This window comes from Flavobacterium kochi (assembly GCF_048286715.1).
In the GTDB taxonomy this organism is placed as follows: domain Bacteria; phylum Bacteroidota; class Bacteroidia; order Flavobacteriales; family Flavobacteriaceae; genus Flavobacterium.
Window position 1 is genome coordinate 215,971 of sequence record NZ_JBLVPW010000001.1, and the last position, 24,885, is coordinate 240,855.

22 protein-coding genes and 1 pseudogene are annotated in these 24,885 nt (G+C 35.2%); 2 read left to right on the forward strand and 21 right to left on the reverse strand.

Features of this window, described 5'->3' with window-relative positions:
* Nucleotides 1-6: 6 nt before the first annotated feature.
* The 15 genes and pseudogenes from nuoK to ACNQGH_RS00965 all read right to left on the reverse strand — a co-directional run.
* Nucleotides 7-327: an NADH-quinone oxidoreductase subunit NuoK gene (nuoK, locus tag ACNQGH_RS00895; protein ID WP_035668725.1), complete on the reverse strand. Its 321-nt coding sequence runs from the start codon at nucleotides 325-327 to the stop codon at nucleotides 7-9.
* Nucleotide 328: 1 nt separating this feature from the next.
* Nucleotides 329-868, reverse strand: coding sequence for an NADH-quinone oxidoreductase subunit J family protein (locus ACNQGH_RS00900; RefSeq protein WP_417954100.1), 540 nt, complete (start codon nucleotides 866-868; stop codon nucleotides 329-331).
* Entirely contained in the window at nucleotides 868-1,413 is a 546-nt protein-coding gene (locus ACNQGH_RS00905; RefSeq protein WP_417954101.1) for a NuoI/complex I 23 kDa subunit family protein, read from the reverse strand. The genes ACNQGH_RS00900 and ACNQGH_RS00905 overlap by 1 nt, the downstream gene beginning before the upstream one ends.
* A gap of 107 nt (nucleotides 1,414-1,520) precedes the next feature.
* A complete protein-coding gene (nuoH, locus tag ACNQGH_RS00910; protein WP_417954102.1) occupies nucleotides 1,521-2,573 on the reverse strand; it encodes an NADH-quinone oxidoreductase subunit NuoH in 1,053 nt (350 codons plus the stop codon).
* On the reverse strand, nucleotides 2,566-3,615 hold the full coding sequence (locus ACNQGH_RS00915; protein ID WP_417954103.1) for an NADH-quinone oxidoreductase subunit G: 1,050 nt from the start codon (nucleotides 3,613-3,615) through the stop codon (nucleotides 2,566-2,568). Before ACNQGH_RS00915 ends, nuoH begins: the two co-directional genes overlap by 8 nt.
* Nucleotides 3,616-3,633: 18 nt before the next feature.
* Complete coding sequence (nuoF, locus tag ACNQGH_RS00920; RefSeq protein WP_035668736.1) at nucleotides 3,634-5,001, reverse strand: NADH-quinone oxidoreductase subunit NuoF; 1,368 nt, start codon at nucleotides 4,999-5,001, stop codon at nucleotides 3,634-3,636.
* 1 nt (nucleotide 5,002) lies between these two features.
* Nucleotides 5,003-5,533 carry a complex I 24 kDa subunit family protein gene (locus ACNQGH_RS00925; RefSeq protein ID WP_417954104.1) on the reverse strand — a complete coding sequence of 177 codons (531 nt, stop codon included), beginning with the start codon at nucleotides 5,531-5,533 and terminating at the stop codon, nucleotides 5,003-5,005.
* Nucleotides 5,534-5,608: 75 nt separating this feature from the next.
* Nucleotides 5,609-6,847 (reverse strand): NADH-quinone oxidoreductase subunit D, encoded by a 1,239-nt coding sequence (locus ACNQGH_RS00930; protein WP_417954105.1) that lies wholly within the window; start codon nucleotides 6,845-6,847, stop codon nucleotides 5,609-5,611.
* Between the two features lie 35 nt (nucleotides 6,848-6,882).
* Nucleotides 6,883-7,404, reverse strand: coding sequence for an NADH-quinone oxidoreductase subunit C (locus ACNQGH_RS00935; RefSeq protein ID WP_417954106.1), 522 nt, complete (start codon nucleotides 7,402-7,404; stop codon nucleotides 6,883-6,885).
* A 4-nt stretch (nucleotides 7,405-7,408) separates the two neighbouring features.
* The gene (locus ACNQGH_RS00940; RefSeq protein WP_417936640.1) at nucleotides 7,409-7,957 is read right to left on the reverse strand and encodes an NADH-quinone oxidoreductase subunit B; all 549 of its coding nucleotides are present in this window, start codon (nucleotides 7,955-7,957) and stop codon (nucleotides 7,409-7,411) included.
* Between the two features lie 124 nt (nucleotides 7,958-8,081).
* Nucleotides 8,082-8,447 (reverse strand): NADH-quinone oxidoreductase subunit A, encoded by a 366-nt coding sequence (locus tag ACNQGH_RS00945; RefSeq protein ID WP_417954107.1) that lies wholly within the window; start codon nucleotides 8,445-8,447, stop codon nucleotides 8,082-8,084.
* A 236-nt stretch (nucleotides 8,448-8,683) separates the two neighbouring features.
* Nucleotides 8,684-8,878, reverse strand: coding sequence for a cold-shock protein (locus ACNQGH_RS00950; protein ID WP_007137066.1), 195 nt, complete (start codon nucleotides 8,876-8,878; stop codon nucleotides 8,684-8,686).
* Between the two features lie 126 nt (nucleotides 8,879-9,004).
* Nucleotides 9,005-10,756 (reverse strand): aspartate--tRNA ligase, encoded by a 1,752-nt coding sequence (gene aspS, locus ACNQGH_RS00955; RefSeq protein WP_417954108.1) that lies wholly within the window; start codon nucleotides 10,754-10,756, stop codon nucleotides 9,005-9,007.
* Nucleotides 10,757-10,880: 124 nt separating this feature from the next.
* Nucleotides 10,881-11,057 carry a hypothetical protein gene (locus tag ACNQGH_RS00960; protein ID WP_417954109.1) on the reverse strand — a complete coding sequence of 59 codons (177 nt, stop codon included), beginning with the start codon at nucleotides 11,055-11,057 and terminating at the stop codon, nucleotides 10,881-10,883.
* A 304-nt stretch (nucleotides 11,058-11,361) separates the two neighbouring features.
* Nucleotides 11,362-11,765: pseudogene (locus tag ACNQGH_RS00965) on the reverse strand (aromatic amino acid lyase); the annotation flags it as partial.
* A 103-nt stretch (nucleotides 11,766-11,868) separates the two neighbouring features.
* Between ACNQGH_RS00965 and ACNQGH_RS00970 the strand changes: the two are divergent.
* Nucleotides 11,869-13,110 carry an NAD(P)/FAD-dependent oxidoreductase gene (locus tag ACNQGH_RS00970; protein WP_417954110.1) on the forward strand — a complete coding sequence of 414 codons (1,242 nt, stop codon included), beginning with the start codon at nucleotides 11,869-11,871 and terminating at the stop codon, nucleotides 13,108-13,110.
* A 277-nt stretch (nucleotides 13,111-13,387) separates the two neighbouring features.
* Nucleotides 13,388-13,753, forward strand: coding sequence for a toxin-antitoxin system YwqK family antitoxin (locus ACNQGH_RS00975; protein ID WP_417954111.1), 366 nt, complete (start codon nucleotides 13,388-13,390; stop codon nucleotides 13,751-13,753).
* Between the two features lie 78 nt (nucleotides 13,754-13,831).
* Here the strand turns inward: ACNQGH_RS00975 and ACNQGH_RS00980 are convergent, their stop codons facing one another.
* The 6 genes from ACNQGH_RS00980 to ACNQGH_RS01005 all read right to left on the reverse strand — a co-directional run bounded on the left by ACNQGH_RS00980 (nucleotide 13,832) and on the right by ACNQGH_RS01005 (nucleotide 24,879).
* Entirely contained in the window at nucleotides 13,832-14,536 is a 705-nt protein-coding gene (locus tag ACNQGH_RS00980; protein WP_417954112.1) for an NUDIX hydrolase, read from the reverse strand.
* Between the two features lie 145 nt (nucleotides 14,537-14,681).
* Nucleotides 14,682-16,367: a sodium/sugar symporter gene (locus ACNQGH_RS00985; protein ID WP_417954113.1), complete on the reverse strand. Its 1,686-nt coding sequence runs from the start codon at nucleotides 16,365-16,367 to the stop codon at nucleotides 14,682-14,684.
* Nucleotides 16,368-16,750: 383 nt separating this feature from the next.
* Entirely contained in the window at nucleotides 16,751-17,770 is a 1,020-nt protein-coding gene (galE, locus tag ACNQGH_RS00990) for a UDP-glucose 4-epimerase GalE (protein ID WP_417954114.1), read from the reverse strand.
* 48 nt (nucleotides 17,771-17,818) lie between these two features.
* Nucleotides 17,819-20,041, reverse strand: coding sequence for an alpha-galactosidase (locus ACNQGH_RS00995; RefSeq protein WP_417954404.1), 2,223 nt, complete (start codon nucleotides 20,039-20,041; stop codon nucleotides 17,819-17,821).
* 234 nt (nucleotides 20,042-20,275) lie between these two features.
* The gene (locus tag ACNQGH_RS01000) at nucleotides 20,276-21,793 is read right to left on the reverse strand and encodes a RagB/SusD family nutrient uptake outer membrane protein (RefSeq protein ID WP_417954115.1); all 1,518 of its coding nucleotides are present in this window, start codon (nucleotides 21,791-21,793) and stop codon (nucleotides 20,276-20,278) included.
* 11 nt (nucleotides 21,794-21,804) lie between these two features.
* Complete coding sequence (locus tag ACNQGH_RS01005; RefSeq protein WP_417954116.1) at nucleotides 21,805-24,879, reverse strand: SusC/RagA family TonB-linked outer membrane protein; 3,075 nt, start codon at nucleotides 24,877-24,879, stop codon at nucleotides 21,805-21,807.
* Nucleotides 24,880-24,885: the final 6 nt, after the last annotated feature.

The following is a 24,885-nucleotide window of genomic DNA, read 5'->3' on the forward strand; positions in this document are numbered from 1 at the left end:
TTCCATTTATCCTTTTAAGTTTTTTAAATTATCTATAGTAATTGACCCTAAATTTCTAAATATTGAAACTAAAATTGCTAATCCTACCGCAACTTCTGCAGCAGCAACAGCCATCGAGAAAAACACAAAAACTTGTCCTTGCGCATCTTGATGATAGGTAGAAAAAGCCACAAACAATAAGTTTACTGCATTCAACATTATTTCAATTGACATAAATACGATAATGGCATTTCGTCTGTATAACACTCCAAAAACGCCAATACAAAAAAGTATCACGCAAAGGAATATATAATTTTCTATCCCTATTTGATTTAAAATATTGTTCATCTTATTTTTGCAGTTTTTCTTTTTTAGACAATAAAACAGTCCCAATCATGGCAACCAAAAGTAATATAGAAGCAAATTCAAAAGGAACCATATATTCGTTTAGGAGAATTTTCCCCAATACTTTAATAGATTGAAAATCTTCGCCAGTTGCTACGTACTCACCGACGATAGGTTTTGAGTTTATAAAAATTAATATAAGAACGATGCATATCAAACAAAAAGAAACGATAGCGCCCAACCGTGTAATCCGGGGTCTATGAACTTCTTTTTGCTCATTTAAATTCATCAACATGATGGTGAATAAAAATAAAATCATAATGGCTCCAGAATAAACAATAATGTGAACAATTGCGAGAAACTGCGCATTCAATAACAAATAATGTCCTGCAACGGAAAAGAAACAAATCACTAAATAAATAGCACTGTGAATCGGGTTTCTACTGAAAATTGTCAAAAATGCAGTGGCTAATGTAATAAGAGATAAAACACAAAAAATAATTTGTATCGGTGTTGCATTAGCTAAATCAGGTATATGTATCATTAATTAGCGTTTTTAAGTTGAGCGTTTTTCATTGCAATATCTAGCGGCATGACCAATTTGTCTTTTCCAAAGATAAAATCTTCTCTATCATAACTGGAAGGAACCAACACTTTTGAAGTCGTTAGATAAATTGCGTCTTTCGGACAAGCCTCTTCACACAATCCACAAAAAATACAACGTAACATATTGATCTCGTAAATCGAAGCATACTTCTCTTCTCTGTACAAATGTTTTTCATCTCCTCTGCGCTCTTCCGCTTTCATAGTGATTGCTTCTGCAGGGCAAGACAATGCACACAAGCCACAGGCCGTACAGTTCTCACGCCCTTCTTCATCGCGTTTCAACATATGTTGACCACGATAAACCGGGCTCATTTCACGTACTTGCTCTGGATATTGGATGGTTACTTTTCGACTAAACAAGTGTTTGATCGTAATAACCAACCCTTTGATTATCGCAACCAGATACAATCGTTCCCAAAAAGTCATCTCTTTATTAGAGACTATTTTTTTTCTTCCCGATAAGGATATACTTTCTATTGACATTTTTTATTTTTATTTGAAGCTTAATCCTATTATTCGTTTCCATTTTTTATTCACCGCGGTGAATAAAACATTTCCACTGCTATCAGGGCTGGTGCTTTTCAGTACTATTAAAATCCTAAATAAGTTGCAATTTCACTTCTCAAAATTACAATACCGGTAATCATAATATTGATGATCGATAGCGGAATTAAAATTCTCCATCCCAAATGCATCAATTGATCGTATCTAAATCTTGGAATAGTCCATCTTACCCACATGTAGAAGAAAATGAAACTGCATATTTTTGCAAAAAGAGCAATAATCCCAATAACATTGGCAATATTAATACCCCAATTCTCAACAGCCCAACTCATTCCCGGATAATTATAACCCCCAAAGAATAAAACGGATAAAATCGTTGAAGAGATAAACATATTCGCATATTCAGCAAACAAATAAAATCCCATTTTCATTGATGAATATTCGGTATGGTATCCTCCAATTAATTCACTTTCACATTCCGCTAAGTCAAACGGGGTTCTGTTTGTTTCTGCAAAAGCACAAATCAAAAAGATTAAAAATGACAATGGCTGATAAAAAACATTCCAATTCATTCCTGCCTGTTGGGCTGAAATTTCTCTTAAACTCAACGTTCCTGTCATCATCAGCAAAGCAATCATCGAAAGTCCCATAGCAACTTCATAAGAAACCATCTGCGAAGCAGCACGAACTGCACCCATCAAAGAGAACTTATTATTAGATGCCCAACCACCAATCATGATTCCATAAACTCCAACAGATACTACTCCAAAAAAGTACAATAATGCTACATCAATATCAGCTGCCTGAAGTAAAATATCTCTTCCAAACAAATGAAAACGATCTCCCCAAGGAATAACTGCACTGGTCATTAAAGCGGTACTCATTGCAATTGCAGGACCTACAAAAAACAAAAATCTGTTTGGCGTATTTGGTTCAAATTCTTCTTTCGAAAATAACTTTAGCCCATCAGCTAGCGGTTGAAACAAACCCATTGGACCTGCTCTGTTCGGACCAATTCTATCTTGAAGCCAAGCCGCAACTTTACGTTCTGCCCAGGTGGAATACATCGCCATAAGCATTGTAATAGCAAACACTACCACAATAATTACGCTTTTATCTATGATAAGTGTACTATTCATTATTTCCCAGACTTTTTTGATTAATAATGTCTTCTTCGGTTAATGGAATTTCCACCATACTTATTTTCTTACGGTCTTCTTCTCTGCCTAAAAGGATATTCTCTTCGGTAGCGATTTCAACTTTTTGCAGTTTTCTATTGTATTTATTTTGATTGATAACTGAATCTTTTTCGAATGCTCTGGGCCCTTCGATAATCCAATCTTTTATGTCTTTGTGGTCAAAACGGCAACCATTACAAATAAACTCTTCTACTTCATGGTATTCGTCTTTTCTTCCGGTAACACGTTGAATTTCATCACCAAACATCCAAACAGTAGTTTTCCCGGAACAGGTAGGACAGTCTCTGTGTGCATTATAAGGTTTGTTAAACCAAACTCTAGATTTGAATCGAAATGTTTTATCAGTCAATGCTCCTACAGGACAAACATCAATCATATTTCCAGAAAACTCATTATCAACCGCCTTAGAAATACAAGTCGATATATTAGAATGATCTCCTCTATCCATTACTCCATGAACACGATCGTCAGTCAATTGATCTGCAACCATTACACAACGGTAACAAAGAATACAACGGTTCATGTGTAACTGAATATTCGGACCAATATTTTCTGGCTCAAATGTTCTTTTTTCTTCGATGAAACGCGTTTCTGATTTACCGTGTTCAAAGCTTAAATTTTGCAAATCACATTCTCCTGCCTGATCACAAATCGGACAATCTAATGGGTGATTGATCAATAAAAACTCTGTTACTGATTTTCTTGCTTCTTGAACTCTCGGTGAAGATTTACTATTCACTTCCATTCCGTCCATACAACCTGTCACACAAGATGCCATTAATTTAGGCATCGGTCTTGGATCGGCTTCACTTCCTTTTGCCACTTCCACTAAACAACAACGGCATTTTCCACCGCTCCCTTTTAGTTTAGAATAATAGCACATTGCGGGCGGAACTACTTCTCCACCTATCATACGTGCTGCTTGCAGGATTGTTGTTCCTGGTTTTACTTCTATGCTTTGACCGTCTATGGTTACTTTCATTTTCTGAAATTCTTGACTTTATACGATTACTTTAGAAACTAAATGCTTTACTTTTTCAAAAGGTTCAGCAACAAAATGGTCTCTATTTTTAATTTTTTCCGGGAAACGGATATGGTATTCAAACTCATCCCTAAAGTGACGAATTGCTGCTGCCACCGGCCAAGCTGCTGCATCACCTAATGGACAAATTGTATTTCCTTCAATTTTACTTTGAATGCTCAAAAGCAAATCGATATCTTCTTCACGACCGTGACCATTTTCTATTCTGTGTAATACTTTTTCCATCCAGCCTGTTCCTTCACGACAAGGCGAACATTGTCCACAACTTTCATGGTGATAAAAACGAGAGAAATTCCATGTATTACGAACAATACATGAGGTATCATTGTAAACGATAAATCCACCTGACCCTAACATTGATCCTGTAGCAAATCCACCGTCACTTAACGATTCGTAAGACATCAAACGATCTTCCCCAGCGGCTGTTTTATAAATTAAATGTGCCGGTAAAACAGGAACAGAACTTCCTCCCGGTACAAAAGCTTTTAAAGGTCTGTCAGAACTCATTCCTCCTAAATATTCATCAGAATTCATGAATTCGTAAACACTTAATCCCAATTCAATTTCATAAACACCCGGGTTTTTAATATGTCCCGAAGCAGAAATTAATTTAGTTCCGGTTGAACGTCCGATACCAATTTTAGCATATTCTGCACCTGTATTATTAATAATCCAGGGCACAGCAGCAATCGTTTCTACGTTGTTAACAACCGTTGGATTTGCCCAAAGACCTGAAATAGCTGGAAATGGTGGTTTGATACGAGGATTTCCTCTTTTTCCTTCCAATGATTCAATCAATGCAGTTTCTTCTCCACAGATATAGGCTCCGGCACCACAATGAACGTATAAATCCAGGTCATAACCTGAACCTAATATATTTTTTCCCAAAAACCCAGCTGCTTTTGCTTCGTTAATGGCTTTTTCTAATATTTTATAGACCCACATATACTCTCCACGAATGTAGATATAAGAAAGGTTTGCGCCCAAAGCATAACTTGAAGTAATCATTCCTTCAATCAATAAATGAGGGATAAATTCCATCAAATAACGGTCCTTGAAAGTTCCTGGCTCAGATTCATCGGCATTACAAACCAGATGTCTTGGTTTCCCTGATTTTTTATCAATAAAACTCCATTTCATTCCTGCCGGAAATCCTGCTCCGCCACGACCCCGTAATCCTGAAGTTTTCACTTCTTCTACAACCTCGTCTGGTGTTAATGTTTTTAAGGCTTTTTCTACTGAAGCATAGCCCCCGTTTTGACGGTACACTTCGTAAGTTTTAATTCCTGGAATATTTATTTTATCTAATAATATTTTTTGTGACATATTATTTATCGTGTAATATTATTTTATCGTTTTTGCAATCAGCAATTAATTGATCGATTTTTTCTTTGTCCAAATGTTCTTTGTAAAAATCGCCTAATTGCATCATTGGAGCGTAACCACAAGCCCCCAAACACTCAACACCTCTAACTTCAAACAGACCGTCTGGAGTTGGCTCACCCACTTTCACTCCTAATTTCTCACAGGTATAATCCATCAAATCTTCAACCCCATTCAAACAACAAGGAGAAGTCTGGCAAAATTCAAACATGTATTTTCCAATCGGTCTTTGGTTGTACATCGTATAAAACGAAACTACTTCGTAAACCTCTATCGGTTTAATCAAAAGAATTGCGGCCACTTCATTCATTAATTCAATACTCAACCAATTCTCGTGAGCATCTTGAACTTCATGTAAAACAGGTAATAATGCCGATTTTCTTTTATCTTCAGGATAATGACTTATCAATTCATTGATGCGATTCATCAATGCTTCCGTCATATTTATTTCTTGTTTGTGATACGTTCTTTCCATTTTTATTTTTTTTGCCACAAAGGCACAAAGTCACAAAGTTTTATTTTAAAATCCGAAATCGTTAATCAATAACCATTATGCGTCTAGTTCTCCAGCAATAACATTTAAACTTGACAAAATAACAATTGCATCCGATAGCAATGAACCTTTAATCATTTCCGGATACGCTTGATAGTAAATAAAACAAGGTCTGCGAAAATGCAATCTATAAGGGGTTCTACTTCCGTCAGTAACTAAATAAAAACCTAGCTCTCCATTTCCACCCTCTACCGGGTGATAAATTTCAGCAACGGGAACAGGAACTTCCCCCATCACAATTTTGAAATGGTAAATCAGCGATTCCATGTTTGTATAAACATCTTCTTTTGGTGGAAGATAATAATCAGGGACATCTGCATGGAAATCATTTCCTTCAGGCATTTTTGCTAAAGCCTGACGAATAATACTCAGACTTTCCCAAACCTCTGCATTACGAACACAAAAGCGATCGTAAGTATCTCCAGATTTCCCAACAGGAATAATAAAATCAAAATCTTCATAAGAAGAATAAGGTTGCGCTACCCTAACATCATAATCAACACCCGCAGCACGTAAATTCGGACCTGTAAATCCGTAAGCCATAGCTTGTTCAGCTGTTATTGCTCCAACATTTACAGTTCTGTCAATAAAAATTCTATTTCTTTCGAATAAATTCTCAAATTCTTTCCAAGCTGCCGGAAATTCCTCTAAAAACACATCTAATTTTCTAAAAGCTTCTGGTGACCAATCTCTTTCGAAACCACCAATTCTTCCCATATTCGTAGTTAACCGAGCTCCACAAATTTCTTCGTAGATCTCATACACTTTTTCTCTAAATTGGAAAACATATAAAAATCCGGTATAAGCTCCGGTATCCACACCAAGAATTGAATTACAGATAATATGATCTGTGATTCTTGCCAATTCCATTACAATTACCCGTAAATATTGTGCTCTTTTAGGAACTTCAATATCCAACAATTTTTCCAATGTCATCCACCACCCCATATTGTTTATAGGCGATGAACAGTAGTTCATTCTGTCAGTAAGCGGTGTAATTTGGTAAAAAGGGCGGTTTTCAGCAATTTTTTCGAAAGCTCTGTGAATGTAACCAATGGTGGGTTCCGCTTCTAGAATTCTTTCCCCATCCATCAACAAAATATTTTGAAAAATACCGTGTGTCGCTGGGTGAGTCGGTCCTAAATTCAGAATAGAAAGCTCGCTTCCGTCTTCGTTTAGCTGCTCTTTTATTCTTTTAGCATATCGATGCTCTGGTGGCAATAATAGTTCTGACATTTATCTAATGTGAAAAATTATAATAGTATGTGTTTTTAATAATTGTCTGTGGTTCTTCCAAAGAAACGGTCATCTTTGTCAGTTCTTCCGCTATCTTCCATCGGAAATTCTTTTCGCATCGGAAAAGAAATCATTTCATCCATATTCAAAATACGTTTCAATTGTGGATGACCAATGAAGTTTATCCCATAAAAATCAAACGTTTCTCTTTCCATCCAATTTGAACTTAAGAAAATGTTGGATATTGTTTTTATTTCTGGGTTTTCACCGTTGATAAATGCCTTGATTTTAATTCTTTTGTTTTCGTACCAATTGTGCAAATGATAGACAACGGCAAATTGATGATCAACATCATTGTCAGGATAGTGAACCCCACACAAATCGGTTAAAAAATGAAAACGCAATGTAGGGTCATTTTTCAAAAAAAGAATCACAGCTGTAATTTTATCAGCAGCCACTTCAAATGAAAATATATCTTTTTCCTGCTTGAATTCGAAAACAGCTGAATCAAATGTTTCGACTAATTTTTCTTGGATTTGTATCGTTTCTAGCGCCATTATTTTATTTGATATTATAAGAAGCTAATAATTCTTGGTATTCCGGAGAACTTCTTCTTCTTACAGATTCATTTCTTACTAATTCTTGCAATTTCATAACACCATCAACAATTTGCTCTGGTCTTGGCGGACAACCCGGAACATACACATCAACAGGAATCACTTTGTCAATACCTTGTAAAACAGAATACGTGTCAAAAATCCCACCTGAACAAGCACAAGCACCAACAGCGATTACCCAACGAGGTTCCGACATCTGCTCATAAACCTGACGTAAAATCGGCGCCATTTTTTTTGAAATTGTTCCCATTACCATAAGCATATCCGCTTGACGGGGAGAGAAACTCACTCGCTCAGATCCAAAACGCGCTAAATCATAATGCGAAGCCATTGTAGCCATAAATTCAATTCCGCAACAAGAAGTTGCAAAAGGCAAAGGCCACAATGAATTAGCGCGAGCCAATCCCACTACATCATTCAGTTTTGTAGCGAAGAAACCCTCACCAACAACACCTTCTGGCGGCTCAACCATATTTATTTTAGAATCGCTCATCTTGTAAAATTATGAATTACGAATTATGAATTGTGAGTTCATAATTTAAATTTAAAAACATTCTTATAAATACATTAGAAACCGGAATTTTTGTAATTCGTAATTTCTAATTCGTACTTAATTTTTATTCCCATTCCAAAGCTTTCTTTTTGATAATGTAGAAAAAACCTACCAAAAGCAAAAGCATAAAAATCACCATTTTTACCATCCCTTCCATTCCCAATTCTTTGAAATTGATTGCCCATGGGTAAAGAAAAATTACCTCAACATCAAACAAAACAAATAATATAGCAACAAGAAAATATTTAACCGAAAAAGGAATCCGGGCATTCCCCACAGATTCTATACCACATTCAAAGTTTTTATCTTTGATTTCAGAGGTCCGTTTTGGGCCTAATTTCCCAGAAATAAGTATTGTTCCAACTACAAAACCCACAGCTAAAACAAACTGCATTAAAATAGGAATATAATTTAATTGATCGGACTGCATAAGTATGTTTTTTTCGTGCAAAAATAAGCCACAAAGATAGGTTTCAAGGAATTAAAACACAAGCTAAAAATTGAAATTAATTTCTTTGGAAATATGGTTTTCTTGCAATTTTTAATGATTATAAATAATTCCGCATTTACAGCACCCCTTTTTCACAATAATGCAAAAAAAAACGTTCCGAATAAATTCGGAACGTTTTAAACATTCGTAGGCAAAAAAAATTAATTTTTTTATGCTTAGATCACTGCTACTTTCGCAGCAACTTTTCCTTTTCTTCCTTCTTCTTCTTCATAGCTAACTCTGTCACCTTCGCGCAATTCTTCCGCGTTGATTCCTGATGCATGAACAAAAATGTCTTTTCCTGTTTCTTCGTCTGTAATGAATCCGTAACCTTTAGATTCATTGAAAAATTTAACTGTACCTGTACGCATTGTAATAGTAATAATAATTTATAATGAAGCAAATGTAATATTTAATATAATACGAAAGTCATTCTTCGCTTTTTATTTTGTAAAAATATTGATATTCAACCTTTTCTAACAAATTTAAACGACAAACTACACTAAGTCAATTTTTATATGCAACTCTTTTAACTGTGATTCGTCTATAATAGATGGTGCATCTATCATAACATCTCTTCCCGAATTATTTTTCGGAAAAGCAATAAAGTCGCGAATGGTTTCCTGACCTCCTAAAATCGCCACTAATCGATCCAATCCAAAAGCCAGTCCTCCATGTGGCGGCGCACCAAACTGGAACGCATCCATCAGGAATCCAAATTGCGCTTTGGCTTCTTCTTCTGTAAAACCTAAATATTTAAACATCAACTGTTGTGTTGCTTTATCATGAATACGAATCGATCCGCCACCAATTTCATTTCCATTCAAAACCATATCATAGGCATTCGCGCGAACTTTTCCTGGATTTGTTTCCAACAAATGCATGTCTTCAGGCTTAGGAGACGTAAAAGGGTGATGCATCGCATGATAACGACCACTTTCTTCATCAAATTCCAATAAAGGAAAATCAACAACCCAGAGCGGTGCAAATTCAGTTGGTTTTCTCAGACCTAATCTTGTTGCTAATTCCATACGCAATGCACTTAACTGCCCTCGTGTTTTATCGGCTGGTCCAGAAAGAACAAAAATCATATCTCCCGGCTGAGCTCCTGTGGTTTTTGCCCAATTACTTAAATCATTTTGATCGTAGAATTTATCTACTGATGATTTAAAAGTTCCGTCTTCATTGCATTTTACATATACCATTCCTGAGGCACCAACCTGAGGACGCTTTACCCATTCAATTAACCCATCAATTTCCTTACGAGTATAATTTCCAATTCCGGGAACGGCAATTCCCACCACTAATTCAGCAGCATTAAAAACTGGGAATTCTTTGCTTTTCGCAACTTCGTTTAACTCCCCAAATTCCATTCCAAAACGAATGTCCGGTTTGTCATTTCCATATGTTTTCATCGCATGTTCGTAGGTCATTCTAGGGAATCTATCTACTTCGATACCTTTTATTTCTTTTAATAAATGCCTGGTCAGTCCTTCGAAAATATTCAAAATATCTTCCTGTTCCACGAAAGCCATTTCACAATCAATCTGCGTAAATTCAGGCTGTCTGTCAGCACGTAAATCTTCATCGCGAAAACATTTCACAATTTGGAAATATTTATCCATTCCACCCACCATTAATAACTGTTTAAAGGTTTGTGGCGATTGTGGTAAAGCATAAAACTGTCCTTCATTCATTCGGGAAGGAACAACAAAATCTCTGGCTCCTTCCGGAGTAGACTTGATCAAATAAGGCGTTTCCACTTCACAAAAATCCAAGTCTGAAAGATATTTACGCACTTCCATCGCTACTTTATGACGGAAAAGCAAACTGTTTTTCACGGGATTTCTTCTAATGTCAAGGTAACGATATTTCATTCTAATATCTTCTCCCCCATCTGTTTCATCTTCAATAGTGAAAGGAGGGGTAAGCGAAGCATTAAGAATATTCAACTCTGTAACCAAAATTTCTATTTCGCCTGTCGGAATATTTTTATTTTTTGCTTCACGCTCAATAACAGTTCCTTTTACCTGAACTACAAATTCACGCCCTAAGGTTTTTGCTAATTCAAAAACTTTTTTATCAGAACGACCTTCGTCGAAAATTAATTGCGTAATTCCGTAACGGTCACGCAAATCAACCCAATTCATAAATCCTTTGTCACGAGATTTCTGAACCCAACCCGCAAGTGTAACTTCTGTATTAATATGTGAGGCGTTCAATTCACCACAATTATGACTTCTATACATAATCAATTATTTATTATAAGCCCGCTTATTTAAAGGGCTCGTAAGTGTGTAGTTTTACAAAGTATATAAAACCGTAAAAATTTTCTTCGGCAAAGATAGAAAAAAGGACTCTTATTTGAGTCCTTTAATTTGAATATCCAATAGATGTTTGATAAGATATTGTTTCTTTCTCCAAGTCTGGTAAATCTAATTTATTAGCCTTTTCATATTTCAACATAGCCCCCTTGGATAGGCCTAAAATCCTTCTAGCTTCCTTAAAATCAACAGAAATAATCTTATCATCGCTTGCCTCTTTTTTCATTTTACACTTTATTTATAGTGTTATAGGCAAGACTCTCTCAAAAGTTTTAAAATATTTCATTTTTTTACTCGGCTAATCAAATGTGACATTGGTATAGACAATCTTAAGTCAAGCTATACGTTATTGTCTAACATTAAATAAGTACTTCCATGACAGAACAAATTAAAAAAGCTATAAAACAAACCTGTTTTCAATATCAAATTGAGAACTATTTAAAACCCAGATGGCCCCATTGATGTCGATGACAATGTTGATCTGTTTTAGAGAAATCTATCCAATCTGCCGTTGAAATTCCGCCGAGTTATCCGCCATGTTCAAAAATCAAATGAATGATATCTTTGTTAATCAATGCTGCCATCAGATGAATTACTGACGGATGAACACCAGAATTCCCTAAAGAAAGCGCATTTAATTGTGCCAGAATTGCAGCTTTTATACAAATGGCATTTATTGGCTTTCCAGTTCCCGAAGAATGACTTCTGATTAAATTGTATTGTAATTGTATCTATCCTCATCTTTAATTCGGTATTGAGCCATAGGTCCAAAACCAGTATTAACGCCGTAAATAACTTTATTTTCAGAGAATTCTTTTAAAAATCAACCTTTCATTTATCCTTTTTAATACAACTTTGCTGCTTTCAATTTGTTTATTTCCAAGATTATTGACTCGAGTTCTTTTAGACTTAAATATTCATTTATAGTGCTCATGCAAACCTTTTTGATTATACTGGATTAGGTTTTTTTTTTCAAAATAAATGTAGTATTTTGACGGTGGCAAATGTGATGCAATAATCAATTATAATATAACAATATGTTAAAGGAGTTTGTAGATGTATTAATCATTGGGGCTGGACCTTCAGGATGTGTCTCAGGATCTCATCTATTCAACAACAACATCAAGGTTAAAATCGTGGAAAAAACAAAATTTCCAAGACTTGTTGTAGGGGAAAGTTTAATTCCTCGCGTGATGGATCATTTTGTAGAAGCAGGATTATTTGAAAGTCTTAACGCAATGAATTTCGAAAAAAAACTTGGGGCACGATTTATAAGAGGAGAAGAAATTTGCGTTTTCGATTTTAGCGATAAATTTTCGGAAGGCTGGGATTGGACTTGGCAAGTGCCAAGAGCTGATTTTGACAATACAATGGCGCAAGAAATTATTAGAAAAGGAATTGATCTAGAATTCGAATCAGAAGTCATTTCCGTTTCTTTTGAAGAAAAAAATTCTAAAACTATTGTAAAAGACAAAGAAGGAAATCTTAAAGAAATCAACGCTAAGTTCATAATAGATTCTAGCGGTTACGGTAGGGTTTTGCCACGCCTTTTAGACTTAGACACGCCTTCAAAACTGGATCCTCATTCTTCAATTTTCACACATGTAAAAGATATCAATAGACCTAAAGGCGAAGAAGGAACATTAATTTCTTTTGATGTTTTAGAAACCGAAGTATGGCTTTGGGTCATCCCTTTCTCTAATGGAAATACAAGTTTAGGCATTGTTGGCCCAACTGATTTTATCAATTCGCTTTCAGAAAATAAAAATAATTCAGAAGCTCTGAAGAATGCTATTCAACTTTCAGACTATTATATTGATCGTTTTGAGGGAGTTGATTTCTTGTTTGAACCCGTAAAATTAGAGAATTATTCCCGTTCTGTAAAACAAATGTATGGAGACGGTTTTGCCTTAACGGGGAACAGTTCGGAATTTTTAGATCCCGTTTTTTCATCAGGAGTAGCTTTTGCTACCGAATCCGGAATGCTTGCCGCAAAACTTTTCATAAAAGAATCACAAGGAATCAGTGTCGATTGGGAAGAAGAATTTACTATCTATATGAAAAGAGGGATTACCGTTTTTACCACTTATGTAAAAGAATGGTATACTGGAAACCTGCAAACCTTATTTTTTCATCAACCGGAAAACCCAGATGTAAAACGCAAAATATGCGCTGTTCTAGCTGGTTATGTTTGGGACGAAACCAATCCTTTTGTTAAGAAACACCATAATTTAATTAAAAATATGGCTCATTTGGTGGAAATGAAAAAAGCACAATAAGTGCTTCAGCATGCTCTCAGCTACAATTACGACTCCTACATATAATCCAAATTTTGATTGTTTCAGCTGTTCGCACTATGGGATCCCGCGCAAGTTTACGACTAATTATCAATAATGAATGGAGAACGGTCAATTTTTACACCATTGTTTTTTATCGCAATTTATTTTCCAATGTTAAGCTTTTGTCTAATGTTATTAAATTGTTACGTAAAAGTTTTTTTAATGTAAAGTATTCGTTAAATTTGGTAAATAAATATGAAATATTAAAACTCCAGATATGAAAAAATGTATTATTTTAGTAGCAATATTGTTCTCAGGGATGGTTTTCGCACAAGAATCAAAACCAGTATTGGAGCCTTTTGGCAAAAAGGTCAGAGCAACTTACTTTTTTGAAAATGGCCAAGTGCAACAAGAAGGTTTTTTTGAAAATGGAAAACTAGAGGGAATTTGGGTTTCTTTTGATGAAAAAGGAAACAAAATTGCATCAGGTGAATATAAAAACGGGATTAAAGCCGGAAAATGGTTTTTTTGGTCCGAAAAAAATGACAATGGTTTTACTAATTTAACTGAAGTTGATTATTCTAACAACAGAATAGCTTCCGTTAAAAACTGGAAACAAGAAGCATTAGTTAACAGAAACTAAGGATTAATTTTTACTTTATTAAAAAAGCTTTCGCCTAAAACGAAAGCTTTTTTAGCTTTTTCCCGTCGCTACAAAATACTATTCGTTAATGTATTGACTGGAAACAAAATTTAAAAAGGTTTTAAAACCAGCACTATATTTTTTTAAATTTACAGTGTAATAAAATGCTCCTTTTTTTGAATTGAGCATGTCTTTGTCTTCCAGCTTTACCAACAATTTTGTAGACAACAACTTCCTATTGAAATTCCCCTTATCAAATTCCATATTATAAACTGCCTCGTAAAGACTTTGCAATTGCGGCATGGTAAACTTATCCGGCAACAATTCAAATAATAGCGGATGCAGCGCAGCCTTATAGCGCAATTTTTCTTTGGCCAGTTCAACAATCGCAGAATGGTCGAAAATTAATTCGGGTAATTGATTAATAGAAAACCAAGCAGGATGATAATCTTCATTGATTTGCTGATTGTATTTTTGAATATCAATTAAAGCAAAAAAGGCAACAGAAATGATTCTCTCTGCGCCACCTCTTTTGGGTTCCGAAAAACAATGCAACTGTTCCATATACAGGCCATCTAAGCCGGTAAGACCTTTTAGTACCCGAACTGCTGCCGCTTCGGCACTTTCATCATCTTCTAAAAACCCTCCTACTAAACTCCATTTCCCCTTAAATGGTTCAAAACTTCTCTTTATTACCAACAATTTTAAATCCTGACCATCGTATCCGAATATGATACAATCGACTGCAAATGAAAAATTCTTCTTTTTTAAACGACCCTCCATACCAATTAAATTTTACATACGCCTTTAAAACCAAAAGCCCTTTAGTTAAACATTTCAATTTGATTATCACTAACTGAAAAGCTTAACTAAACGGCATTGATCTGATTACAATAGTAATCAAAAAACTAGTTCTTTAAAAATAATATTACCAAAACTTAATATATAATGCACAAATAATTAATAATGTGATTACGATCAACACTGTTGTCTGTGGTTTCAATTTAAACATTTCAGTATCCAGTTCAAATGCTTTAGGATTTACTTTTGGACCAGCAAAACTTATTCCAATCATAAGAAGCATGGTAAATATAAATGATAACCCCATACAGATATGAAACGGTATTTCAAATCCACCTTTCCCATTGCTGTAAGCTGTGTAAAGCAATGTTTCATTACCAAATAAAGCCGGCGCAAATTCATTGAATAAAACAGATAATAAAAACCCGGCTATAACACCTACTATTGCTGCAGTACCAGTCGTTCTTTTCCAGAACATACCAAGGAAAAACATTGCAAACACTCCCGGACTAATAAAACCCGTATATTTTTGAATATAAGTAAAACCTCCCACACCACCAATTCCTAACAAATCATTCCATGTAAACAGGACAGCAAGAACCATTGCTCCAAAAACTGCAATTCTTCCTATATTTACCTGACCTCTGTCAGTCGCATCTTTTTGAATGTATTTCTTATGAACATCCAGTGTATAAATAGTCGAAATACTATTTACTTTACCTGCTAAAGAAGCTACAATAGCAGCAGTTAAAGCAGCAACGGAAAGCCCTTTAAGACCCGTTGGCAAGAAAGTCAACACGGCAGAATAGGCCCCATCTTTACCTCCAACCAATTGTGGTAAATGTCCATTTTCATACAAAACGTAAGCAGCAATACCGGGTAACATAACAATAAGCGGCATTAATAATTTTAAAATACCTGCAAACAAAATACCGGTACGGGCAGTTTGCAAATCAGCACCCAATGCTCTTTGAGTAATGTACTGGTTACAACCCCAATAATTAAGATTGATAATCCAAATACCAGCTAAATAAGATAACATCCCAGGGAAAGTAAGGTATTTATTGATGTCATTTTGAGATGAAGTTGCAGTTGGTTTAGGGATAATCATTTTGAAATGCTCTGGAGCTTCTCTCATCAATACTTTAAAACCAGCAATCGCATTTTCGCCCACTCCAAAATAGTGTCCAACAGTAGTCAAAGCAATATAAGAAGTTACCAGTCCTCCGATTATTAAAACTGCTACCTGAATTACATCCGTATAAGCAACCACTTTCATACCTCCTAAAGAGATCAACAAGGCAAAAACGGCAAGCCCAATCATAATGGCATGTAAGTATTCTCCGCCAGCCAATCCATTGATCGCTACAGCTCCCAAATATAAAATAGACGTTAAGTTTACAAATACATACAAGAACAACCAAAAAACTGCCATAATTAAGGCAGTGGATTCATTGTACCTTGTTTTTAAAAATTGAGGCATGGTGTAAATCTTATTTTTTAAATAAACAGGAATAAACCAAACCGCTACAATAATCAAAGCAATAGCTGCAATCCATTCATAAGCAGCAACAGCGATTCCTAAAAAGAATCCTTCTCCACTCATTCCAATAAACTGTTCTGCGGAAATATTAGAAGCAATTAAAGAAGCTCCAATCGCCCACCATGTTAGTGTTCCTTCTGCCAAAAAATAAGCTTTGGCATCGTGTTCATTTTTTTCACGTTTGCGATAAATGGTATATCCATAAGTGGACACCACAATAAAATAGATAAGAAAAACTGCGTAATCCGCAAAAGCAAGGTTCTGGTTCATGAGTAATTTGTTTTTTAGAAAATTAATATAAATAAACGAGAATATTCTCGTGGGTTATTAGTTTTTTTTTAATAATAGTCGCACCGTTTTTAAATTTTGCCATTTTATTTATCACAGTGCAACATTCTTTGCGTAAAAATATTATAATTTATTATAAATTATGATATCTGCTTTAATTTCATAATTATTTTATGAATTGCGAAAGTCAAAAGTAAAATAAAAAAATTTATTTACATCACTTACAAATGTGTTTTTTACATTTATTACTGTTAAATAAGTTAAATTCTAAAAACAATGGAATCAACCCCTCTATTTTACAGCATCGTTTCACAAACTATTCAGTGTTAATCAATTGATTCGATCCCTTTCGAGCAGCTCCTAAATCAATTTTTATTTCTGACCTTTTGTTCCCATTTCCAGGCACTTGCTATGCCTTCTTCCAAAGTTGATTGTATTTTCCAACCAAGAACACTATTTGCTTTGTCTGTATTGGCATAAGCGGAAATCACATCCCCTTCCCTTCTATCAACAATTTTATAGGGTAATTTTTGCCCGCTGACTTTTTCGAAAGCTTTAATCACTTCCAAAACAGAGCTTCCCGTGCCGGTTCCAAGATTAAAAGTCTCTATCTTATCTAGATTCTTTTTATTTACCAACCGCTGCAAAGCAATAACATGTGCTTTTGCTAAATCGACAACATGAATATAATCCCGTACACAAGTTCCATCAGGGGTTGGGTAATCATTTCCGTAAACCGATAACTCTTCTCGCAATCCAATTCCCGTTTGTGTAATAAAGGGCACTAAATTTTGCGGTGTTCCTATGGGTAATTCTCCTATTTCTGTTGACGGATGCGAACCAATAGGATTAAAATAACGCAACAAAATAGCATTTATGCCGCTTACTTTTGTAACATCAGTAATGATTTCTTCACCAATTTGCTTCGTATTCCCATAAGGTGACATTGCCGGCTTAACTGCAGCATTTTCATTAATAGGCATTATTTCAGCCTGACCATAAACGGTGCAAGAAGAACTAAAAATAAAATGGGCCTCCGGTTTTTGTTGTAATTCCTGAAGCAAATAGATTAACGTATTAATGTTATTTTCATAATATAATAATGGGTTACCTACACTTTCACCTACTGCTTTAGAAGCTGCAAAATGGATTATGCCAGAAACATCAGCATGCCTTTTGAAAAAATCCCCAACCGAAGCTTTCTCTCTCAAATCCAGCTTTTCAAAAACAGGCATTTTATCTGTTATCGCTACTATTCCTTTTAAAACATCTTCAGATGAGTTAGAAAGATTATCTATAATTACAACTTCAAATCCTTCATTTTGCAATTCGACCACGGTATGCGAACCAATAAAACCTAAACCTCCTGTAACTAGTATTTTCATAATTTATCTTTATAATGAACAAACGCTATTATTAATATTCCGATTATCCTATTTCACTTCATTAATTTCCAGCACTACGCTTGTTCTTTGTAAAGTAACATTCGGGTTTACACCAACTTTCATCAAAAAATCTCCTGTATACTCCTTGTCAGAAAGGATTAATGATGTTGTTCCGGGGTACAGGTTAATTTCTTTAACCGTGTATTTTTTCTTTGGATCCAATCCATTTAAAACAACTGGTCTTTGGGTTGCCGTCATTTTAAAACGGTTATTCACCAGATAATTAAAAACAATTGCTCTACTCTTATTTGGATTAACATACATCAATGCTGAGATATCATTTTCATGAGGATTTAATAAACGATATAAATCGCCATGCCATACAATATCTTTAAAAGAATTATAATTGGCAATTGCCTGTTTACAGAATAATTTATCCTTTTCATTTAAATGGCTTGCTACAATATCAAACCCTAATTTACCCATACTCGCTACATCAATTCTAAATTTCAGCGGTTGTTTTCCCCAGTCAGTAACATGATTATCGGTGGCTATAGCTGGAAAGAAATAAGAATAATCCCATTGCATAAATATTCTTTCCACAGGTTCAGTATCATCGCTCGGCCAGAATTCCGTGAAATATTTAAGCAATTCATAATCGCCACGACCGCCTCCGCCAGAACACAACATCATTGGTACTTTAGGATATTTGGCTCGAATTCGTTGCAGTACTTTATACAAACCTTTCGTATAGTCAACGTACAAATTAGATTGAGGAATTCCTTTTTTATTGAGATAAGCTGAATACGCATTGTAAATAACGGCATTGCAATCCCATTTTATAAAAGCCAATTCAGGATTCTTTACAAACAGATTGTCAACGATTCCAAAAACAAAGTCCTGCACCTGGGGATTCGATAAGTCAAGTACCAATTGATTTCTATAATACACTTCAGGTCTTTCGGGCTGACGGATTACCCAATCCAGATGCTTTTCATATAATTCACTTTTTGGATTTACCATTTCGGGCTCAATCCAAATACCAAACTTAACACCTTCCTTTTTTGCTTCTTTGACTAAATAACCCAGACCATGCGGCAGTTTTTTGACATTTTCCTGCCAATCGCCAAGACCGGCATTGTCATTATTTCGGGGATGTTTATTTCCAAACCATCCGTCATCCAACAAGAACATATCTACTCCTAAGTCTTTTGCATCTTTGAATAAGGCTGTAATTTTGTTTTCATCAAAATCAAAGTAAGTCGCTTCCCAATTGTTCAATAAAGTAAGCCGCTCTCCTTGACCATCCAACAATCTGTATTTCCTTGCCCAGTCGTGAAGATTTCGACTCGCTTCGCCCGTTCCATGATTTGATAAAGAATACACTAAAGCCGGGGTCTTAAAAATTTGATTTGCAGGCAGGGAATATTCAGAAGCATATGGATTAATTCCTGCAATTAGGCGAAGATTTTTATAGGAGTCTATTTCAAAATCCAGTTTAAAGTTACTGCTCCAGGCCAGCTGACCCAATAAAACCGTCCCCTCATTTTCTGAAGCAGGTTTACCAAATGAAATCATGAAATTCGGTGTTTGCAAAAGCATGGCCCTTGTTCCCAATTTAGAATCTATGGTTCTTATTCCTTGTAGAAGCTTTGATTCTATGGGTTGCATTTCTTTTAAATATTCTCCTTGAAAACTGGTAAGATAAAAGTCTTTACTGGTGAAATATAGATTAGCGGAAGCAAATTTTTGCAACAGGACCGGTTTCTTTTCACTGTGTTTTATCTCAGTCCATTGCTCAATTATATTTTCTTTTTCCCAAACTTTATAACACAAAGTAACCTCAAACGGATAAAGAGAATCCTTTAAAACGATACGTGTGAGAGATGAATTCTCATCTATTTTTTCCTTTTTATGACTAACATATTTCAGTTCTAACGAAGGATTTCCATCCGCATGTTTAACTTGTATAGCCGGTTCGGAAAAATTCCATGTTCCTGCCGGCGTATAGGCTGAATTGTAGATTCCTGCATTCGCATCATTAAAATCATAAGCATCAGCAACAGACGAATATTCACTTTCGTCACCTAGCGGTTTACCAAAGTAAATAGTTTTTAACCTATTGGTGTTGTCCGTTTGCAGCAGCATCAGATTATTATTGGTTGCAATAGGAATTGTCACTTTTTGCGCCGACAGACTAATGACACTAATCACAAAACACAAAGTGAAAACACATTTTTTATTAAAATAGAATTCTAGTTTTTCTTTCATATTTATTATTCTTAACACCGTTCTCCTAATATTGGTTCTGTTTTGCAGTTTAAAATTATTGCTTTCTTCTGTATAACGGATTTTCAGGATCATATTATTTCTTCTTGATAAACATTAAAGATATCAAATGTTTTATAAGACATGACAAATGATTAATTCACTATAATATAGCTCATTAACCATTTGACAAAATCTTATTCTAATCTTTTATTAATTTAAAATATACAACCCTTATTACCAATTGGCATTTTGTGTCATTTTGGGGTTATTATTTAACTCACTTTCCGGAATAGGAAAGTAGTTGTATTTAGCCGAGTAATTAAGATAACCGCCAACTTGACTTTCTTTGATTACTTTTTCCAAAGTACCCCATCTTCTTAAATCATACCAATGAATACCCTCACGCGCAAACTCAACATTTCTTTGATGCATAATCTCAGTCATCATTTGGGTTTGATTCCATCCCGTCATTACAATAGCGGCTAACTTCGCTCTGTCTCTTATTCTTTTAACTAAAGGAATAGCTTCAGCTGTTTTTCCTTGCATCGTTTTAGCTTCAGCGAGCATTAAAATTACATCGGCATAACGCATTGCATATTCATTCAATTCTGATTTCCAATCTCCTTCATCATTATTCCACCAGTTTTGATTTTTTCTTATCCATATATCAGTCGCCTTAAACTTAGACGTGAAATTAGAATTGTAATACACGCAACCCGGATAATCCCATGCCAAAGTAGCAAGAGCTCTAGGATCAAAACTACCATCCGTCGTTTTCTCTTTGGTCATAGCCTCTAATAATTTTTTGGAAGGTAACAACTCAAACCATCCTCCAACTTCTCCTGGCGCCAGTTCCTGAGCCATTGTGGTTGCTCTGGTTCTTTCTGATGGATTTCCACCCCAAATAGTAGCACCACCTTGCCTGCTGAACTGAATTTCAAACACTGATTCCTTACTGTTTTCATGTTTACCATCAAATAATTGTGCATAATCATCCAAAAGACCAAACCCATTTGCAGTTTCGTTATTTACTAACTTAGAGAATTGCTCTTCGGCTTTAGCCCAATCTTTTAAATATAAATACGATTTTCCAAGGTACGCGATTGCCGTATTTTTCGTTACTCTGCCTTTTAAAGCAGAAGGATAGATTTCAGGTAGAGGACTTGTTGCTGCCGCTTGAAAATCTGCAATTATCTGTTTCCACACTTCCTCTTCCGTTGATTTTTCTTTAAAATAATCTGCCGATTCTTTTACTAAATCTGTAAAAATTGGAACACTCCCAAATTCATTTACTAAATTAAAATAGTTCAATCCTCTAAGAAAAGTAGCTTCAGCAACGATTTGCGCTCTTTTTGTCTCATCAATATTTTTGATTTGAGGAGCATAATTGATTACTTGATTTGCACGAAATATACCAATATACATTGCTTTATACATTCCGGTAGTCTCACTGGTACTAGGCGTATTTTTATAGCTGGAAACTGCATAGCGCCCAGGCACATCATTTCTTGCAACAAAATTTTCTGTTCTGTTCTCTTTTAACTGCATTGCTTGTATTTCCCAATAACCCGCGTTATTGTTATCTACCAATACATTGTAAACCGTTGCTAAACCAGACTCCAAATCCTCAGGAGTTTGCCAGAAAGAACCGGTTGTTACTTTACTAGGGTTTTGTAATTCGAGGTTATCGGAGCAAGAACTTAGCAAAGCTAGTCCTCCCATAAAATATAATATAATTAATTTCTTTTTCATTTTTCGTTGATTTAAAAGTTAAGTTGCATACCAAAAATAATAGTCTTGCTTAATGGATACGATTTATAATCGATCCCTCTACCTCCAAGTCCGTCAGCCGAAACATCTGGATTATATCCTGTATATTTAGTAGCAGTAAAAAGATTATCTCCTGCAACATAGAAACGACATCTCTCAATTTCTAATTTTTTACTTAAATTATTAGGAAACGTATACCCAACTTGAATGGTTTTTATTCTAAGATAAGAACCATTTTCAAGGAAACGATCGGAGTAATCAGCCCCATTATCATTTGGATCATCAATATTTAATCTTGGGAAATTCGAGTTTGGATTAAAAGTAAATGAATTTAAGGTTGAACTAGCGTAATTCGTATTCGCTTTTACTGTAGCTAAGTCTGTATTATTTCCATTGTATATTTCATTTCCTTGAATCCCTTGAGCAGCAACAGTAAAATCAATTCCTTTCCAATCCGCCTGAACACGTAATCCATATTCATAATCAGGAAAAGCACTTCCTCTAAATTGTCTGTCTCCCGCATCAATTTTTCCATCTCCATTAAAATCAACATATCTGATGTCTCCTATTGCTGCTCTAGGCTGAATAGGATTGCCATTTACATTATGTGCATCCAGTTCCTCCTGTGATCTGAATAATCCATCAGTCTTAACAAGGAAAAAAGAATAAATAGGATATCCTACTTTACTGTAAGTCACTGCCGATCCATGAAATGATCCACTAGAACCTGCAAGAATCTGACTTCCGGTACTCAATTCTTCAACACGGTTTTTTACACTTGAAATATTAGAAGTTATTGAGAAATTAACTTCTCCAACTTTTTGATTATAGGTTAATCCCATCTCAAAACCTTTATTTGAAACTTTACCGGCGTTAGTATAAGGATCATTACTAGATCCAACAGACAATGGAATTGGCACACGTAAAAGTAAATCTGAGGTGTTTTTTTGGAAGTAGTCAAAAGTATAATCTAATTTACCATTCCATAAACCTAAATCCAAACCAACGTTGGCAGTCGAAGTCGATTCCCATTTTAATCCAATCGCAGGATATTCTGTTTGGATATTACCTATCCAAAGCGTATTAGGCTCTCCTACACCATAACTTATTCCTGATGTAATTGATCCAAGATACTGATAATCTCCTATTTCTTGATTTCCTAATATACCATAACTCGTACGTAACTTAAGTTCAGAGACAGGTAAGTTTAGGTTTTTGAAAAAATCTTCTTTTCCTATTCCCCATGCTGCAGAAATTGAAGGGAAATTTCCCCATTTATTTTCTGGGCTAAAACGAGAGGAACCATCACGTCTAAAAGTTGCCGTAAGAATATATTTGTTATCATAAGAATATATTGCACGTCCAAGATAAGAAATCAATTTATTCTCAGTCGCATATCCGGAAATAGATGGTTGCTCAGCACCTGCCAAAACAAATATACCATCAGGCATTCCTTGTACCGATCCTGAAATAGCACGGAAATTATTTTCATAAATCGTATGACCTACTAATAAATTAACGGAATGCTTACCGATTTTTTTTGAGTAATTTAAAGTGTTTTCAATTTGATAGTATTGGTTTAACTCACTTCCTTCCGCCAAAGTATTTTTTAAATTCTTGAAGAACCCACCCACTTCATAACGTGGTGTATAGTTATAACTCTTATGCTCAGAAAGCGTTACTCCTACATTTAATTTATATTTAAAGCCATCGAAGAAACTTGCTTCAGCATAGGTATTAATTAATGCCTGGTAGTAATCATTTTTTACATCAAAAAGATTCAAAGCCGCTACTGGATTAAATATATCCGTAACCGCACCTGACGCTCCGCCATATCCGCCTACTGCATCCTCATTATAAATTTTAAACCCAGGAATCATCGATATCGCAGCTCCAAGAATATTTCTTCCCTGCCCTGGCATGCCTGGCAAATCATTTCTTTTTTCTTTGGTCAACATTACTGTTTCACCAATTTTAAAGATCCCTTTCTTGTAATCCGATTTAACTCTTAAGTTAACACGGTCATAATTGGTTTCCTTTATAACTCCTTCTTGATTAAAGTAGCTTAATGACATATTATATTTTAAATTATCTGATCCTCCAGAAAGCCCTAATGAATAGTTTTGTGTAGGAGCAGTTCTAAATATTTCATTCTGCCAATTAATTCCCGCACCAGGAACTTCAGGATTTAGAGCAATGTCTAATGGTAATTTTCCTGCAGCACTATAAGCAGCAGTACTTACCTTTGCCCATTCTTCCTGATTTAACAAATCTAGCTTTTTGGTCACACTGGCAACACCATAAAAAGAATCAAAGCTAACTTTCATCTCTCCTTTTTTTCCACTCTTTGTAGTAATCAAAATTACACCGTTTGCAGCTCTTGACCCATAAATTGCAGCAGCAGAAGCATCTTTCAAAACTTGAATTGATTCAATGTCATTTGGGTTAAGGTTATTCATTGATGCAACAGCAATATCATCAACCAATATCAAGGGATTGTTATTGTTTAATGATCCGGCACCCCTAATCTGAATTCTCGTTCCGGAACCAGGAGCTCCCCCTCCAGACTCTACGGTAACACCGGCAATTTTACCTTGTATTGCACTTCCTAAATTGGTATTGCTTTGAGAATCCAATTGCGCAGCTTTTAATCCTCCAACGGCTCCTGTCAAATCACTTTTTTTAACAGTACCATATCCGATTACCACTACTTCTTCTAATGTATTATTTTCTTCTTTGAGTGAAACATTGATCACTTTTCTGCCTGCAATGGCTTCTTCTACTTTAACATATCCGATATACGAGAAAACTAATGTAGCATTAGGGTCAGCCACATTTAATTTATAATTCCCATCACCGTCAGTCATAGTTGCATTTGCCGTTCCTTTGACAGCTACAGAAGCGCCAATAACGGTTTGGGAGGTCTTTTGATCAACAACAGAGCCTGTAATTGTGTTTTGAGCCTGTAAACTGATACACGAGGTTATAATGATTATTGACAGCGTGAGTTTAGATGTCAGGAATGTTTTAATCCTTAACAGCTGATTTACGTTCTTAATGGTTTTCATAAATTC

Excerpts from the sequence above, each read along its gene's own strand:
- nuoK (WP_035668725.1), bottom strand. The coding sequence starts at position 327 with ATGAACAATATTTTAAATCAAATAGGGATAGAAAATTATATATTCCTT.
- ACNQGH_RS00900 (WP_417954100.1), bottom strand. The coding sequence starts at position 868 with ATGATACATATACCTGATTTAGCTAATGCAACACCGATACAAATTATT.
- ACNQGH_RS00905 (WP_417954101.1), bottom strand. The coding sequence starts at position 1,413 with ATGTCAATAGAAAGTATATCCTTATCGGGAAGAAAAAAAATAGTCTCT.
- nuoH (WP_417954102.1), bottom strand. The coding sequence starts at position 2,573 with ATGAATAGTACACTTATCATAGATAAAAGCGTAATTATTGTGGTAGTG.
- ACNQGH_RS00915 (WP_417954103.1), bottom strand. The coding sequence starts at position 3,615 with ATGAAAGTAACCATAGACGGTCAAAGCATAGAAGTAAAACCAGGAACA.
- nuoF (WP_035668736.1), bottom strand. The coding sequence starts at position 5,001 with ATGTCACAAAAAATATTATTAGATAAAATAAATATTCCAGGAATTAAA.
- ACNQGH_RS00925 (WP_417954104.1), bottom strand. The coding sequence starts at position 5,533 with ATGGAAAGAACGTATCACAAACAAGAAATAAATATGACGGAAGCATTG.
- ACNQGH_RS00930 (WP_417954105.1), bottom strand. The coding sequence starts at position 6,847 with ATGTCAGAACTATTATTGCCACCAGAGCATCGATATGCTAAAAGAATA.
- ACNQGH_RS00935 (WP_417954106.1), bottom strand. The coding sequence starts at position 7,404 with ATGGCGCTAGAAACGATACAAATCCAAGAAAAATTAGTCGAAACATTT.
- ACNQGH_RS00940 (WP_417936640.1), bottom strand. The coding sequence starts at position 7,957 with ATGAGCGATTCTAAAATAAATATGGTTGAGCCGCCAGAAGGTGTTGTT.
- ACNQGH_RS00945 (WP_417954107.1), bottom strand. The coding sequence starts at position 8,447 with ATGCAGTCCGATCAATTAAATTATATTCCTATTTTAATGCAGTTTGTT.
- ACNQGH_RS00950 (WP_007137066.1), bottom strand. The coding sequence starts at position 8,878 with ATGCGTACAGGTACAGTTAAATTTTTCAATGAATCTAAAGGTTACGGA.
- aspS (WP_417954108.1), bottom strand. The coding sequence starts at position 10,756 with ATGTATAGAAGTCATAATTGTGGTGAATTGAACGCCTCACATATTAAT.
- ACNQGH_RS00960 (WP_417954109.1), bottom strand. The coding sequence starts at position 11,057 with ATGAAAAAAGAGGCAAGCGATGATAAGATTATTTCTGTTGATTTTAAG.
- ACNQGH_RS00970 (WP_417954110.1), top strand. The coding sequence starts at position 11,869 with ATGTTAAAGGAGTTTGTAGATGTATTAATCATTGGGGCTGGACCTTCA.
- ACNQGH_RS00975 (WP_417954111.1), top strand. The coding sequence starts at position 13,388 with ATGAAAAAATGTATTATTTTAGTAGCAATATTGTTCTCAGGGATGGTT.
- ACNQGH_RS00980 (WP_417954112.1), bottom strand. The coding sequence starts at position 14,536 with ATGGAGGGTCGTTTAAAAAAGAAGAATTTTTCATTTGCAGTCGATTGT.
- ACNQGH_RS00985 (WP_417954113.1), bottom strand. The coding sequence starts at position 16,367 with ATGAACCAGAACCTTGCTTTTGCGGATTACGCAGTTTTTCTTATCTAT.
- galE (WP_417954114.1), bottom strand. The coding sequence starts at position 17,770 with ATGAAAATACTAGTTACAGGAGGTTTAGGTTTTATTGGTTCGCATACC.
- ACNQGH_RS00995 (WP_417954404.1), bottom strand. The coding sequence starts at position 20,041 with ATGAAAGAAAAACTAGAATTCTATTTTAATAAAAAATGTGTTTTCACT.
- ACNQGH_RS01000 (WP_417954115.1), bottom strand. The coding sequence starts at position 21,793 with ATGAAAAAGAAATTAATTATATTATATTTTATGGGAGGACTAGCTTTG.
- ACNQGH_RS01005 (WP_417954116.1), bottom strand. The coding sequence starts at position 24,879 with ATGAAAACCATTAAGAACGTAAATCAGCTGTTAAGGATTAAAACATTC.